This is a genomic window from Altericista sp. CCNU0014 (assembly GCF_044923475.1).
Taxonomy (GTDB): domain Bacteria; phylum Cyanobacteriota; class Cyanobacteriia; order Thermosynechococcales; family Thermosynechococcaceae; genus JAAURS01.
This window is the reverse complement of record NZ_CP137338.1, coordinates 5,691,731-5,705,959: the sequence shown is the minus strand read 5'-3', so window position 1 is coordinate 5,705,959 and position 14,229 is coordinate 5,691,731. Positions and strand designations below refer to the sequence as shown.

At 53.4% G+C, this 14,229-nt stretch carries 13 protein-coding genes; 11 read left to right on the top strand and 2 right to left on the bottom strand.

Translation table 11 applies throughout. The annotated features are described in order from the left end of the window. The 8 genes from R6H26_RS27100 to R6H26_RS27065 all read left to right on the top strand — a co-directional run bounded on the left by R6H26_RS27100 (position 1) and on the right by R6H26_RS27065 (position 8,381). Positions 1 to 1,320 (top strand): adenylosuccinate synthase, encoded by a 1,320-nt coding sequence (locus R6H26_RS27100; protein WP_404787089.1) that lies wholly within the window; start codon positions 1 to 3, stop codon positions 1,318 to 1,320. A 112-nt stretch (positions 1,321 to 1,432) separates the two neighbouring features. Continuing rightward, positions 1,433 to 1,747: a lasso peptide biosynthesis PqqD family chaperone gene (locus tag R6H26_RS27095; protein WP_404787087.1), complete on the top strand. Its 315-nt coding sequence runs from the start codon at positions 1,433 to 1,435 to the stop codon at positions 1,745 to 1,747. Next, positions 1,731 to 2,189 (top strand): lasso peptide biosynthesis B2 protein, encoded by a 459-nt coding sequence (locus R6H26_RS27090; RefSeq protein WP_404787085.1) that lies wholly within the window; start codon positions 1,731 to 1,733, stop codon positions 2,187 to 2,189. Before R6H26_RS27095 ends, R6H26_RS27090 begins: the two co-directional genes overlap by 17 nt. A 7-nt stretch (positions 2,190 to 2,196) precedes the next feature. Next, a complete protein-coding gene (locus R6H26_RS27085; RefSeq protein ID WP_404787083.1) occupies positions 2,197 to 4,209 on the top strand; it encodes a lasso peptide isopeptide bond-forming cyclase in 2,013 nt (670 codons plus the stop codon). A 192-nt stretch (positions 4,210 to 4,401) separates the two neighbouring features. Beyond that, positions 4,402 to 4,563 carry a lasso peptide gene (locus R6H26_RS27080; RefSeq protein WP_404787082.1) on the top strand — a complete coding sequence of 54 codons (162 nt, stop codon included), beginning with the start codon at positions 4,402 to 4,404 and terminating at the stop codon, positions 4,561 to 4,563. A 356-nt stretch (positions 4,564 to 4,919) separates the two neighbouring features. Continuing rightward, the gene (locus R6H26_RS27075; protein WP_404787080.1) at positions 4,920 to 5,786 is read left to right on the top strand and encodes a hypothetical protein; all 867 of its coding nucleotides are present in this window, start codon (positions 4,920 to 4,922) and stop codon (positions 5,784 to 5,786) included. A gap of 56 nt (positions 5,787 to 5,842) precedes the next feature. Further along, the gene (locus R6H26_RS27070) at positions 5,843 to 7,657 is read left to right on the top strand and encodes an ABC transporter ATP-binding protein (RefSeq protein WP_404787079.1); all 1,815 of its coding nucleotides are present in this window, start codon (positions 5,843 to 5,845) and stop codon (positions 7,655 to 7,657) included. A 115-nt stretch (positions 7,658 to 7,772) separates the two neighbouring features. Then, the gene (locus tag R6H26_RS27065) at positions 7,773 to 8,381 is read left to right on the top strand and encodes a Uma2 family endonuclease (RefSeq protein ID WP_404787078.1); all 609 of its coding nucleotides are present in this window, start codon (positions 7,773 to 7,775) and stop codon (positions 8,379 to 8,381) included. Positions 8,382 to 8,408: 27 nt separating this feature from the next. Here the strand turns inward: R6H26_RS27065 and R6H26_RS27060 are convergent, their stop codons facing one another. Further along, positions 8,409 to 8,705 carry a DUF2288 domain-containing protein gene (locus R6H26_RS27060; RefSeq protein WP_404787076.1) on the bottom strand — a complete coding sequence of 99 codons (297 nt, stop codon included), beginning with the start codon at positions 8,703 to 8,705 and terminating at the stop codon, positions 8,409 to 8,411. A 140-nt stretch (positions 8,706 to 8,845) separates the two neighbouring features. Between R6H26_RS27060 and R6H26_RS27055 the strand changes: the two genes are divergently transcribed. The 3 genes from R6H26_RS27055 (at position 8,846) to R6H26_RS27045 (ending at position 13,269) form a co-directional block, all read left to right on the top strand. Further along, a complete protein-coding gene (locus tag R6H26_RS27055; protein WP_404787074.1) occupies positions 8,846 to 9,916 on the top strand; it encodes an isocitrate/isopropylmalate dehydrogenase family protein in 1,071 nt (356 codons plus the stop codon). A gap of 171 nt (positions 9,917 to 10,087) precedes the next feature. After that, positions 10,088 to 11,926 (top strand): tetratricopeptide repeat protein, encoded by a 1,839-nt coding sequence (locus R6H26_RS27050; RefSeq protein WP_404787072.1) that lies wholly within the window; start codon positions 10,088 to 10,090, stop codon positions 11,924 to 11,926. After that, on the top strand, positions 11,923 to 13,269 hold the full coding sequence (locus tag R6H26_RS27045) for a DUF697 domain-containing protein (RefSeq protein WP_404787070.1): 1,347 nt from the start codon (positions 11,923 to 11,925) through the stop codon (positions 13,267 to 13,269). The genes R6H26_RS27050 and R6H26_RS27045 overlap by 4 nt, the downstream gene beginning before the upstream one ends. Here the strand turns inward: R6H26_RS27045 and R6H26_RS27040 are convergent. Next, positions 13,225 to 14,187 (bottom strand): UPF0104 family protein, encoded by a 963-nt coding sequence (locus tag R6H26_RS27040; RefSeq protein ID WP_404787068.1) that lies wholly within the window; start codon positions 14,185 to 14,187, stop codon positions 13,225 to 13,227. The two genes, R6H26_RS27045 and R6H26_RS27040, sit on opposite strands and share 45 nt — an antisense overlap. Positions 14,188 to 14,229: the final 42 nt, after the last annotated feature.

The following is a 14,229-nucleotide window of genomic DNA, read 5'->3' as shown; positions in this document are numbered from 1 at the left end:
TTGGCAAACGTAGTTGTAATCGGAGCACAGTGGGGCGACGAAGGGAAGGGCAAGATTACAGACTTGCTGAGTCGCTCTGCCGATATCGTCGTTCGATACCAAGGCGGGGTGAATGCGGGGCACACCGTTGTCGTCGACGATCGAACGTTTAAGCTCCATTTGATTCCCTCTGGGATTCTTTATCCCAACACGGAGTGCATTATCGGCTCCGGCACCGTCATCGATCCACAGGTGCTGCTGGAAGAGCTGGACACTCTCAAAGACCTAGGCGTCTCCACCCAAAATTTATTTATCTCCAGTGCTGCCCACGTCACCATGCCCTACCATCGGCTGATCGACCGATCCGCCGAACTTCAGCGGGGCGATCGCAAAATTGGCACCACGGGTCGAGGCATCGGACCGACCTATGCCGACAAGTCGGAGCGCACGGGTATCCGCATGCTGGATCTCATCGATCCAGAGGGGTTGCGCGCCCAGCTAGAGTGGACGATCGCCCACAAAAACGTCCTGCTCGAAAAACTTTACGATCTCCCACCTTTGGACTTAGAGTCCGTTCTGGCAGAGTATTCTGGGTATGCCGAGCGCCTAAAGCCCTACGTTGTAGACTGCTCTCTCACCATTTACAACGCTATCCTGCGCCGCCGCAATATTTTATTTGAGGGCGCTCAAGGCACGCTCCTCGACCTCGACCACGGCACTTATCCCTACGTTACGTCTTCTAACCCCGTTGCGGGGGGAGCCTGCGTGGGCACAGGCGTTGGCCCTACTGCGATCGATCGGGTGATTGGGGTTGCCAAAGCCTACACCACGCGCGTGGGCGAAGGCCCGTTCCCGACTGAATTAAACGATGAAACGGGAGCCGAATTGTGCGATCGCGGGGCTGAATTCGGCACCACCACGGGTCGGCAGCGACGCTGCGGCTGGTTCGATGCCGTCATTGGCCGCTACGCCGTCCGCATTAACGGCATGGACTGTTTGGCCATCACCAAGCTCGACGTCTTAGACGAACTTGAAGAGATCAAGGTTTGCGTTGCCTACGAAATCGACGGACAACCTTGCCAAGACTTTCCCAGCAACGCGCGGCTGTTTGCCCGCTGTAAACCCATTTATAAGACCCTGCCGGGATGGAAACAGTCTACGGAACACTGTCGCACCTTAGACGACTTGCCCCAGGCTGCCCTAGACTACCTAGAGTTTTTAGCTGAAATCATGGCCGTCCCCATTGCCATCGTGTCCTTAGGTGCAGATCGCGACCAAACCATTATTGTGGAAGATCCCATCCACGGACCCAAACGGGCTTTGCTGCACAAAACCCACTAATTCATCTAAAAATCGCCCCCCTGGGGACAAGCTTGCGGTATTTTAGTTCGTATAGCCGCCCGCAAAGACATAGGCTAGATTGATAGAGCCTTTTTGAAGTCCGAACATCAGCATGAATAAACCTAGTCCTGGTTTTTTAATTTCGCAAAACTCAATTGTTGTTGCGGCTCCAGATCAGGTTTCATCAGACTTGGCAGGAGAATCCGTCATTCTCAACTTGAAGAGTGGCACCTACTACGGGCTGAACGAAGTAGGGAGCTTCGTTTGGGAACTCATTCAAGAGCCGAAGTCGGTAGGAGAGATTTACGACACGATCCAACAAGAGTATGAAGTCGAGGCTCAAGACTGCGAGAATGATGTCCGCGCCCTACTGAGCGATTTACTGGAAGCGCAGCTAGTCGAGATTCGAGATGAAGCAATTTCTTAGATCGATTTGGCTGACCCTTCAAAGCATCCGCGTTTTGCTCAAGGTTTACGCGTTGTTGACCTGCATTCGCTTGGGGTTGTGGCTGCTGCCCTTTGAGAAATTGTGGAAGCTGCTGTTGCGCCTCGGGAAACTTCGGCAAAGGTCCAACTCAACCGCGATCGATCCCAAAATGTACGGTCGAGCCGCTCAGAAAGCGATTTGGGCGGTCAATACGAGCTGCAAGTTTACTCCGGGTGGCGCAAAATGCCTGACTCGGGCTTTGACCGTTAAGGTGCTGCTGGATCGATGGAATTGTCCTTCAGACTTTAAAATTGGCGTCATTAAAAACAGTGCCGATCGCCTCGAGGCCCACGCATGGATCGAAATGCAAGGTCAGGTCATCATCGGACAACTGAGTAACTTAGATCGGTATACACCCATGCCCCCTTTGCCCACTTACTAATTCTGCAATGAGCGGCATTCTGGGAATTCTCAATCGCGATGGGCGACCCGTTGAAGGCAAACAGCTCGAGGCGATGTCTGAAGCGATCGCCCATCGCGGTCCAGATGGCCGTAGAACGTGGCAGTCCGGCGCGGTGGGGTTAGGGCACAGAATGCTGCGGACCACGCCGCAGTCCCTGCTTGAGGAACTACCCAGCTTTGACAGTGCCGGGCAAATCGCCGTTACCGCAGATCTCCGCCTCGATAATCGCGCCATTCTGATCGAGCGGCTGGATCTGGGCCACCTTCCGCCCCAAAAAGTAACGGACAGTCAGTTGGTCGTGGCAGCCTACCACCGCTGGGGAAAATCCTGCCCGGAATACCTATTGGGCGACTTTGCTTTTGCGATCTGGGACGACCCAGCCCAGACGCTTTTTTGCGCGCGCGATCACTTTGGCATCAAACCGTTTTATTTCTATAACTCCCATCGCCTGTTCGCCTTTGCTTCAGAAATTAAAGCCCTCATTGCCCTAGAAGATATCTCCAGCGAACTGAACGAGATCAGAGTTGCAGATTGCCTGACCGGCACCTTGGACGACCCCGCAATCACCCTCTACAAAGACATTTGGCGGCTCCCTCCAGCCCACTCCCTTACCCTTCAGATGGATCGAGAACTTCGTCAATTTCGATACTGGGCGCTAGAGCAGCCCGAGGAAATTTATCATCCGTCAGATGAAGCCTACGCCGAAGAGTATCGACATCATTTTGCAGAAGCCGTCCGCTGCCGCATGAGCAGTGCCTATCCGGTCGGCGCTCACCTGAGCGGAGGACTCGATTCCTCTTCAGTGGCCTGCATGGCCCGCCACCTAAACCGAGAGGCGACGCATCGATCGCCCATCCATACGTTTTCTCATACTTACCCGGACGTACCGGACAGCGACGAAAGCGATTTCATTCAAATTGTCCTAAATCAAGGCGATTTCATCCATCACGACATCAAAGGCGACGGGCTAGGCGCGCTGACCGAATGGCAGACGCTGTTCCGCGCGACAGATGATTCTTTGATTGGGAATGCTTATTTTAACTGGATTGTAAACCGTTCCGCTCGAGAGCATGGCGTGCGGGTTTTGATGAGCGGATTTGATGGAGATACAACGGTCGGCCACGGGTTTTTATATTTGACGGAGCTAGCCCATCGCCAACAGTGGCCCGCACTCGTTCGTGAAGCCACTCAATTTGTCCGCCAATCCAAAGGGGAAGGCGCTTCCGCCAGTAGCCTCATTGGCCGCCACAGCTTACCGACGTTAAGGAAGTTAGCTCGCACTCGGCAATGGTTGGCCTTTGCCCGAGCCGTGAGGTGCTTGAGTCCGGCCCTCAAGGCCAGCCAACCCCGGCTCTGGTATGAATGGGGGTTTAAAGAAATGGACGGCATCCGCCAATGGCGTCGATGGCGCGACCAAAAACGACAGCCCTCGCCTCCCAATCCCCATCCCTTTGCCAATCCAACGTTTTTGGAGGAGATTCACTACGCTAAAAGGCTGCTGGACCTGCAGATTCCCTCCACTGCACCCCAGACCGAGCGGGAGTCTCAGTGGCGCACCCTCTCGTCGGGTCTGATGGTGCTGCCCGTTGAAATCTGCGATCGCATGTCTGCCGTTTGCGGCGTAGAAACCCGCCATCCCTTTATGGATAAGCGGCTGATCGAGTACTGTCTGGCACTGCCCGCTCGGCAAAAGCTCAGTCAAGGATGGTCGAGAGCCATCCTGCGTCGAGGAATGGAAGGCATCCTGCCCCCAGAAATTCAGTGGCGCAGCAGCAAAGGCAGTGCTACAGCCGTCTTTTTTTACGGTCTTAATAAATACGATCGCCCCCTATTGGACGAAGTCGTCGAGCGAGACTTTCCCGAACTCGCCCGCTATATTGATGTGCCCCATTGTAAAGAAAGCTATCGCCGCATCGTTCGCGGAGAAAGCCAGGATATCGAAGGGCTATGGTTTGCGATCACCCTAGCGCTGTGGCTGCGCCAATTCCACGCTCGGTAAATTATTGCCCCACGCCCATTTTTGGACTCGGTTGCAAAATTCGATCGTTCGTTGGGCTCGATGAATTTTTGCGACGCAAAATGCATTCTCGGGCAATTACAACCGATATCTCTTTAAATCCTTTGACACGCTCGATCGAACTGAATTATATTGGCTCTAGTTTGCTAGATAAACAACCCTGGAGTTTTACAAATGAAATCTAAGTACACTGCACCCAAAGTGCTCTGTTACGGAAGCGTTGACACTTTAACGCAATACATTGGCAAATCGCCTACTGACGACAGCTTCAGCTTAAACGGCAATTCAGTTGAAGCAGACGGATCCTGCGGATTCCTGAATAACGGAAGCTGCTAGTCGCGATCGGGAGGTCTGGGTCTTCTAAGGTTTGGCTTTCGCCAAAACCTGCGGGTCTCTCCAGGACCCAATCAGGCAGCATTCAACCGACTCCCGGATTTTACAGTTTGCTTTCAGCGGCGAATGGCAAGCAGTCATCGCGTCCTAGCTTGCCCGTACGTCTGAATCCTCTTCATTTTTCGCTTTAGCGATTCCATGGTCGAGACTCCATTTATAGTCTTTGCTCGATGAGGGGGGTATTTTTTAAATTCTGTAAAACTAGCTATTTTTGACATAAAGCTAAATTTTTGTTTTTGACACGAAGATACTCTAGCTCGAGAGTATCTTTTATTTTGGGATCCTTCTTTCAGCGTGTAATGTACGTCGCCCAGATTTACGGTTTATGGGTCGTTTCTGATTTTTGGATTTTAGATACTCCGGAAATCGGACTTGAGGCTCGGCATCCTGATGTTGTCGTCCGTCTAGGTATTGCAGACAATAACCGATTGCAGGCAAGCAGTCAGGTTTTCTCGGGGTTCTTACCCAAGGTTGGCAAGTTTTTAATTTGCAATGGCAATGAGGTCATCGTAGAACCCTTGCCTGACGTCGACGAGCGCACTTTAAGACCTTGCATTTTGGGTTCGGCAATGTCTGTAATCCTGCAACAACGTGGTTTTTTGGTGCTCCACGCCAGTGCGGTTGTGATGCAAAGCGAGGCGATCGCCTTTCTCGGCACTTCGGGGGCGGGCAAGTCTACCACTGCGTCGGCGTTTATGAAGCAGGGATATTCAGTTATCACGGACGATGTACTGGCCGTCCAGTTTCAAGACGGCGTTCCGATGGTGATTCCGAGTTATCCCTTTGTCAAGCTGTTGCCCGATGCGGTAGCGGCCCTAGGGCACGATGCAGAGACGCTCCCCTTGCTGAACCGAACCACTGCGAAGCGAATCCAGTCTTTTGAGAACAGCCATTTACTCGCGGCTTATCCGCTGCGAAAGATTTACGTCCTGACGATTAGCGATCGCCACGAGGTATCAGACTGCCCTGCTACAGAGGCATTACTGAACTTGGTCGATCGATCGCGCGCGCTGAACGCGCTGACCGATCCCGGCTCCAAAAAACGTCACTTTCAGCAATGTACCGATATGGTTAAGTCTAGACCCATTAGCATTCTGCACCGCAAGCCCGGTTTAGATGAGCTATCGGAAATTGTCAGGCAAATTGAAACAGATCTTGCCCGTTAGGATTTCCCAGTCGTTTCCATCCGCTTTGCCCTATACAACGTTTGTGAAGGCGTCCTATGCGGCCAGGAAGCCGAATTAAAACTCAACTGACTCAAGCGCTCCACCTGCTGCCTGCCCTCAAACTCGTTTGGCAAAGTTCTCCCCGGTGGACGGCGGTACGCGCGATTACCCTCGTCGTGCAGGGGGTGATGCCCCTAGTGTCGCTGTTTTTGCTGAAGCTCGTTATCGATCAAATCGCTCTCAGCATCGCGGTTGTCGATCGCTCTGCGGCTTTCGATCGCGCGTTATTTTTGCTGCTGCTGCTGGGGGGCGCGATGCTGTTGACCAGTGTATGTACGACGCTCTCAGAGGTGGTGAGCGCCGCCCAAGCCCAACGCGTGACGGACTACATGCAGGAGTTGCTCCATTCCAAGTCTGTTGCGGCTGACTTGGAATATTACGAGAACGCTCAGTACTACGACACGCTTCAGCGGGCGCAGCAGGAGGCTCCGTTTCGACCCAATCAGATTTTGAACCGCGTGACCCAAATCTTGCAAAGCGGAATTTCGCTGGTGGGCATTTTGGGGCTCCTGCTATCTCTCTATTGGGGATTGGCCGGGGTCTTGCTGGTGGCGGCCATGCCCGCGCTATGGGTGCGGCTGCGGTTCTCTAAGGTGCTTTACCAATGGCAACGGAAGCGGACGGCCCTCAATCGTCAGGCCATGTATTTGGGCACGATGTTAGTCCACGACCAATATGCCAAGGAAGTGCGACTGTTTAATTTAGGACAGCTCTTTAAAGAGCGGTTTCGCAATATTCGCGCTCAGGTTTATCGAGAAACGCTACACATTACCCTCAGAAAGGCGATCGCCAGCCTCTGGGCGGAAAGCTTTGCCGAGATTTTGACCGTCGGCATTTTTTGCTTTATTGCTTACGAAACCATTCACGGGCGTCTCAAAATTGGAGATTTGGTCTTATACCAACAGGCGCTCCAGCGCGGAGAAACGGCCCTGCAAGGCGTCCTTAACGGTCTATCGGGGCTGTATGAAGACAATCTCTTTTTAAATAACCTTTACGAATTTCTCAACCTAACGCCTAAAATCGTCGATCGCCCCCATCCCAAACCGTTTCCCCGTCCCATTCAATTGGGGATTGCACTAGAGCAAGTCAGCTTTCGTTATGCGGATTCAACGCGACAGGCCTTAGACAGCGTATCCCTCGCCATTCGACCGGGAGAGACGATCGCCTTGGTGGGGGAAAACGGCTCCGGCAAAACGACGCTAGTCAAGCTTTTGTGCCGCCTCTACGAACCGACCGCAGGACGCATTACCATTGACGGCGTGGATATCCGCGACTTTGCGATCGCCGACCTGCGGCAGGAAATCAGCGTCCTTTTTCAGGACTATGCCAAATATCATTTTTCAGCAAAGGAGAATATCTGGCTTGGCAACATTCAATCCTCGACGGACCGCGACGTTGAGGCAGCAGCACGCCGCTCCGGTGCCCATAGCGTCATCGAGCAACTGCCCCAGGGCTACGACACGATTTTGGGCAAGCTGTTCGAGCACGGCGAAGAACTGAGTATCGGCCAATGGCAAAAAGTTGCTTTGGCCCGTGCGTTTCTCCGCAACTCCCAACTGATCGTACTGGACGAACCCACCAGCGCCATGGATCCCATGGCCGAATACGAAGTGTTCCAGCGATTCCGAGAGCTGATGCGGGATCGAATGGCGGTATTGATCAGCCATCGCCTCTCCACAGTCAAAATGGCCGATCGGATTTATCTCATGGCCCATGGCCGCATTGCCGAAGCCGGAACCCACGAGGAGCTGGTTCAGCTCAACGGCAGCTATGCAAAACTATTTGAGTCACAAGCCGAAAATTATCGCTGAGTACTGAGAATGAGATTTACCAAAGCGATTAAAGCGTTTGGGGAGCCGCTTTAGAAGAGGTTAGGATGGCAATGCGCCCTTATGCTCCATCCTGTGTTGTCGGTCGAGGTGAACAATGATAATCGCAGCTCAACCCCAGCAAAAACTAACATTTGAGGAGTTTCTGGAGCAGTGTCCGTCAGAGGGACGCTACGAGTTTGTGGATGGAGAGATTGTGAGGGTACTAGCCACTCGAAAACACGACACGGTTGCGGAGTTTCTCTCTGACACCTTTAAAGATGAATCTAAACGATCTAGCCTAAACTACTGGGTTTCTGGCAGAGTCACAGTTGCCACGCTCAGTCGAGATGGCCGCCAGCAAGGGCGCAATCCCGATGTGAGCGTTGTCGACCGCACCGTCTGGGATGCTTCTCCTACCGCTTATTCCGCACTGCTGGACCCCATACAGCTAGCAGTTGAAGTGGTTTCGACGAATTGGGAAGATGACTATATCGATAAATTGGACGAGTACCAGCGCTTCGGAATTGCCGAGTATTGGATTGTAGACTACTTGGCGATCGGCAGTCGCGAATATCTGGGCAACCCTAAGGAACCTTCAGTGTTTGTTTACGCGCCAAATGCGGAGGGGGCATATCAATACGCTCGCTTTCAGGGGACGGATCGAATCCTATCGCCGACGTTTCCAGCGTTGAATTTGACGGTCGAGCAGATTCTGAAGGCTTGAAAGATTTCGAGCGACTCCAGAAGACCCTCAACCTGACACCGCCGCGCTGATGAGGACGTAGGGTTGGACGATAAGCGCGCTAAAGAGGAGGTCGGGAGACTGATTCCAGAGACCGAGCTGCTGAGCGGTGGGTTTCTGCAAAAGCTGCTCCTCGATCCAGATCTGCACTTGCGCCACATTATCTTGGGCGATCGCCACTCCTACCTCTAAAATACTCAGCCCCTCATGTACCACAATCACTGCATCTCGCTGACAGTGAGGCACAATATCCTTCCAGCTCACATCGGCTAAATCTCGGGCGAGCTGCGCTTGAATGCTAGTCATTGCCGTTTCATCAAGATCGGAATTTTTCTATCATCGCGCAAGATGGGCGCGCCGCAAACTTGCGGCGATCGCCATAAAACCCTTCGCATCCGCTATATTGCTCCTAATAAGATTGAATAGCGACCAAAAAGGAGAACCGCATGGGTTATCCAGTCACGCTGATTCGTGGCGACGGTATAGGGCCAGAGGTTACGGAAGCGACCCGCTTTGTAATCGATGCCACCGGTGTCTCGATTGACTGGCATGTTGTAGATGCTGGGGGCGATCGCATCGAGCAAGACGGCACGCCTCTTCCAGAAGCCGTCCGAGACTCTATCCGCAAGACCAAAATTGCCCTTAAGGGACCGATCGCAACCCCGATTGGCAACGGGTTTCGGTCCGTCAACGTGGAACTTCGAAAAACCTTTGACCTCTATGCCAGCCTCAGGCCGATCGAGTCTATCCCAGGCGTTCGGAGCTATTTCCACGACATCGATCTCATCATCGTTCGCGAGAATACCGAAGACCTGTACGCAGGCATCGAGTTCGAACGCACCACCCATGAGGCCGCAGAAGCCCGCGAGTTCCTGAGTCGCCTGTCGGGCAAAGCGATCCGCGAAGATTCGGCAATTGGGGTGAAGCCGATCTCTGTCTTGGGCAGCCGCAAGATCGTGGAGTTTGCCTTCAAGCGCGCGATTGCCTTGGGTCGCAAAAAAATTACGGCGATTCATAAAGCCAACATTATGAAATTCACGGACGGACTGTTTTTAGAGATTGCCCGCGAAGTTGCGAAGGAGTACCCGCAAATCGAGTTTGAAGACCGCATTGTAGACAACATGTGCATGCAGTTGGTCCAAAAACCGGAGCTGTACGATGTCCTGGTCATGCCCAATTTATACGGCGATATTTTGTCTGACCTCTGCGCCGGAATGATTGGTGGCTTGGGGGTTGCTCCCGGTGCCAATATCGGCCAAGAGTATGCCGTCTTTGAAGCCATTCACGGATCGGCTCCTGACATTGCAGGGCAGAATAAAGCAAACCCCACGGCCATGATTTTATCCGGGGTCATGATGCTAGAGCATTTAGGAGAAATGGAGGCGGCCCGCCAGCTACGAGCCGCCGTCCTACGGGTCATTGCCGCCAAGAAAAGCGTGACGGAGGATTTAGGCCCCATCGACGAACCTGCAAGCACTACTGCAATGGCAGAGGCGATCGCCCAGGCAATGCTCTAAAAAATACCCTTGCAATCTTGACGGTTTCAATTGAATTCAGGATGCTCCCTTCAGTGCGAAGCAGGGGCTGTCGATCGTAGGGCAGACTAGAGAAAAGACCCGAACGTCTTTTAGGTCCGAGGCAATATTTCCAGACAATATTTCTAGGCAATATTAAGGAATTTTCCATCTATGGGAACGCTTGGATTCATCCTAAGCATCCATCACCTATTCGCGCTTGGGGTGCAGGCGGATCCGCGTACCATTCATCTGGGCGATGCCATTGCGCAGTCCCAGGCGGACATTCCCGGACCGATGGACGGATATTTTTTAGCGATCGCCGTTCTCGGGGGCTGGATTGCATCGGTCTGCCTGCACGAGTTCGGACATGCCATTGTGGCCTACTGGGGTGGCGACGTCACCGTTAAAGATAAGGGTTATCTTACCCTCAACCCGCTGAAGTATACCGATATTGGCTATAGCTTGGCGTTGCCCGTGGTGTTTTTAATGCTAGGCGGCATTGCGCTGCCAGGTGCGGCAGTCTATATCAACCACACTTTACTGCGCGGCAGGGGTTGGAATAGCGCTGTGTCAGCAGCAGGGCCTTTGATGACGGGGATTATGGCGATCGCCCTTGCCATTCCTTTGCAGTTCGATTGGGTGGATCGAGATCATTGGTTTTGGCAGGCGCTGGCGCTGTTGGCGTTTTACCAAGTGGCAGCGCTGTGCTTTAACCTATGTCCCGTTCCTTCCTTTGACGGATTTGGGATTTTAGAGCCTTGGTTGCCCCGCAATCTTCAGGCGATGGCCCGGCGCTGGGGTCGCTATGGCTATTTGGCGCTCTTTGCAATTTTGTGGACTGTCCCTGCGGCAAATGAAGGGTTTTGGTTCCTCGTGCGCGATATCAGCCGCAATGGGCTGGGCATTCCGCTCAATTTGGTCGAGCAAGGATCTGCTATTTTTTCCGATGCCAGTAAGGGAATTTTTGTGGTGCTGCTCTTGGGAGCGCTGATTTTTCGGAAGGTTTGGGGCGGCACGTTTAATCAGCCGAGCGAAACTGCCAACGTAGAAATAAATCTTGCGGCCTACGATCGCCTGATTGAGGCAGGAAAGGCAACCCCTGAGATTTGGCAACATAAAGGGGATATGCTTCAGCAACTAGAACGTTATGAGGAGGCGATCGCCGCCTTTGACGAAGCACTCAAGATTCGGCCCAAAGATCCAGACCTATGGCATAGCCGTGCAATCTGTTTGCATCAGCTTCAACAGTACGATCGGGCGCTAATTGATTACAATCGAGCGCTAGAAATACAAGAGAATAGCCTGATTTGGGCAAACAAAGCGGGAGTTTTAATGGACTTGGCGCGCTTTGGAGAAGCGGTTGAAGCCTTTAGTGAAAGCATAAACTACAATCCTTCTGACTTAGATAACTGGCGCTATCGCGCTTGGCTATTGTATCAACAGCAAGATTACGCGGCATCACTGTCTGACTTTGAACGAGTTTTAAAGTATCAGCCCAATGATGTCGAAAGTTTGGTTGGTCGTGGCATAGCGCTAGAAAAGCTCGAACAATTTGATGAAGCGCTAAAAAGTTATCGAGAAGCAGTGCGCTATAGCCGGAAAAATAGTGATATCTGGCAGAAAATTGTGACGCATTTAGAACAGCTTAATTGCAGCGAAGAAGCCCTCAAAATTTCAGAAAAAGCTCAGCAGCTTTTTCCTAAAGAAGCAACTTTATGGTTTCAAAGTGGCCAGATCTACTTCTATCAGAAAGAATACGAACAGGCGATCGCTGCTTACGACCAGTGCCTTCAGCTCCAATACTCTGAAGCGTTGGTCCACTACAATAAAGCCTGCTGTTATGCCTTACTAAGCAAGTCAGATTTAGCCATTCAGTCTTTAACAAAATCGCTGAACTGTGGAGGGCGATCGCTCGTAGCGGAAGCTGAAGACGATCCCGATTTAGAACGCCTCAAACCTCTAGAAGCCTTTCAAGCCCTTGTGAACAAGGCCAAAAGCACTGAGACATGATCGACGCGACAACAGCAAAAGATACAACACAACAGCAACAGGGACGGGACTGGGCGATCGCCTGTCTCAAAACCCGTCTAGACCGCTACCAGCAGATGCCCGTCGAGCTAAAAGCGCAGCTCCAGCCTCACCTAGAAACGCTGAGCGCGCTTCAGCACAAACTGTGCCAGCCCCTGCTTCAAATTGCCGTCTTTGGCCTTGTCAGCCGAGGCAAATCCGCCGTCCTCAACGCCCTGTTCGGAGAACCGCTCTTTCCCACTGGGCCGCTCAACGGCGTCACCCAGTGGCCCCGCTCTGCGCGCTGGTCTCTCGCGCAAGCACCAGAAATCCAGCTCGAGCTGATCGATACCCCCGGCTTAGACGAAATTTCAGGCGAAGCGCGGGCGGCAATGGCCCGAGACATCGCGCGCTGTGCGGACTTGATTTTATTCGTCACCGCAGGGCCGCCCATGCCGATCGAGCAAGAGGCTTTAGCCGAACTGGCCCAGTTCGCCAAGCCCCTAATCTGGGTCGTCAATAAAGCCGATTTGTACCCGGACTTAAACGCTGAAACCCTCTACCAATCATTTGCCGACGAGACGCTACGCGCCATTTTATCGCACCGAGACATCGTACTGACCTCCGCCGCGCCCGCCGCCGTCCAAGTGCGCCACGAATGGCCCGATGGCCGCACGGATACGACCTGGGAAAGTCCGCCACCTCAGGTCCAGAGCCTTCGGGATGCCCTAGCCGATTTGCTCGATCGAGAAGGACTGTACCTCCTCGCCCTCAACGTTTTGCTGCAAGTCCAGACCGTCGAACGTCAGATAGTGGAGGCGATCGCTCAGTTTTACGCCCCATCCGTCCAGTCCGAGCAGTGGCGGCTGTGGGGGTTCAAAGCGGTTTTGGTGGGAATCAATCCTTGGGGCGGACTAGATCTCATCTTGGGCTTTCTGATGGATATCGCCCAAGTGCGACAGCGCTTGCAACGCCAAAGCCTGCCCATTACGGGACACAAGATCGGCACCCTCTGGAAAACGCTCCTGTCGAGCGCGGGCTGTTTGGGGTTAGCGGAATTGGGCACCAGCGGATTGGGCGGGGCGTTCCACGGTGCGGATAGCGCTCCGCTCGTGGCGGCACTGCTTCAAGGGGCGATCGCCGTTTACGGTGCCTCTCTGGTGGGGAAATCGGCCCAGCGCTATTTGCTCGATGGCGCAACTTGGGATGTCTGGGGTCCCAGTACCATCATCCAAAAACTGCTGGCGCAACTGACTCCCGATATGGCAGTTTATCGGTCAACAAAGGCGATCGCCGCAACCCTAGTGCCACCAGAGCGGCCAGCGCTCGTCCAAGGTCGCGAGTAGAGCTCCTATTGCCTCCGCCAAGGTGCCTACCAATCGATTCAGCGCCACGGCACTCAGCGCCACGCCCATGGTCAACTCCGAACCGCCGAGGAATAGATCTTGCTGGGTGAGCAACGTACTGACCGTCAGCTCAAAGACGCCCAACCCTCCCGGCGCGCCGGGGGTGATAAACCCCAGTACCCAGCCCACGCTAAAAATGCTGATCAGCAAGGGTACCGTTTGCGGTGAGATGGGCGTCAGGGCAACCACCGTCAGCACAAAGCCCAAGCCCCGTAGGGTGACAAACAGCATTTCTCCCAACAGGGGGCCGAGAGGGTAGCGCTTGAGCCATCGCTGGGACGGGACGGGTGCTTCACCCTCGTCAGAGGGTTTGCTTCTGATGTGGCTGAGCCGATCCAACAGCGGCCCTAAAATTTTGGGGTGCAGCACGAGCAAAATGCCGCCCACTGCCACAATCGCCCATCCTTTCCAAGGACGGGGAATGCAAAACAGCCCGATAACAACACCCGCTGTCGCCATGAGCAGGGTATCGAGTAAAACGCTTAAGGATGCGATGGAGAGGGGTGCGCCTCGATCTTTAGCTGCGATCGCCCTTCCGTACAGATGCAGGACATTCCCTGGTAAATACTTGGCAATGTTGGTTTTGAGGTAGGTTTGCGATGCCCAGATTCGGCCAGTGGGCTGCCCTAAATCCTGTAAAATCCAGCCCCACACCCACCCTGTCCAGATATGGGCAAAGAGGGTGATTCCGGTGGCGATCGTCAAACAAGCCCAGCCTGCTGCTGTAACCTGTACGTGGCTGACTTCATGCCAATGGACGTAGAGTGTATGGCCCAAAAACGCAAGAACAGCAGCTAATAGAAGCGGCGATAAGAATCGATTCCAACGCTTCCACAGACGCTGAACATTAAGCCACATCTTCCCCATGAAATAACCTTAACGTCCAGTGATTGTCGATGA

Excerpts from the sequence above, each read along its gene's own strand:
- R6H26_RS27075 (WP_404787080.1), top strand. The coding sequence starts at position 4,920 with ATGTACGTCGCCCAGATTTACGGTTTATGGGTCGTTTCTGATTTTTGG.
- R6H26_RS27055 (WP_404787074.1), top strand. The coding sequence starts at position 8,846 with ATGGGTTATCCAGTCACGCTGATTCGTGGCGACGGTATAGGGCCAGAG.
- R6H26_RS27065 (WP_404787078.1), top strand. The coding sequence starts at position 7,773 with ATGATAATCGCAGCTCAACCCCAGCAAAAACTAACATTTGAGGAGTTT.
- R6H26_RS27080 (WP_404787082.1), top strand. The coding sequence starts at position 4,402 with ATGAAATCTAAGTACACTGCACCCAAAGTGCTCTGTTACGGAAGCGTT.
- R6H26_RS27095 (WP_404787087.1), top strand. The coding sequence starts at position 1,433 with ATGAATAAACCTAGTCCTGGTTTTTTAATTTCGCAAAACTCAATTGTT.
- R6H26_RS27050 (WP_404787072.1), top strand. The coding sequence starts at position 10,088 with ATGGGAACGCTTGGATTCATCCTAAGCATCCATCACCTATTCGCGCTT.
- R6H26_RS27060 (WP_404787076.1), bottom strand. The coding sequence starts at position 8,705 with ATGACTAGCATTCAAGCGCAGCTCGCCCGAGATTTAGCCGATGTGAGC.
- R6H26_RS27040 (WP_404787068.1), bottom strand. The coding sequence starts at position 14,187 with ATGTGGCTTAATGTTCAGCGTCTGTGGAAGCGTTGGAATCGATTCTTA.
- R6H26_RS27045 (WP_404787070.1), top strand. The coding sequence starts at position 11,923 with ATGATCGACGCGACAACAGCAAAAGATACAACACAACAGCAACAGGGA.
- R6H26_RS27085 (WP_404787083.1), top strand. The coding sequence starts at position 2,197 with ATGAGCGGCATTCTGGGAATTCTCAATCGCGATGGGCGACCCGTTGAA.
- R6H26_RS27070 (WP_404787079.1), top strand. The coding sequence starts at position 5,843 with ATGCGGCCAGGAAGCCGAATTAAAACTCAACTGACTCAAGCGCTCCAC.
- R6H26_RS27090 (WP_404787085.1), top strand. The coding sequence starts at position 1,731 with ATGAAGCAATTTCTTAGATCGATTTGGCTGACCCTTCAAAGCATCCGC.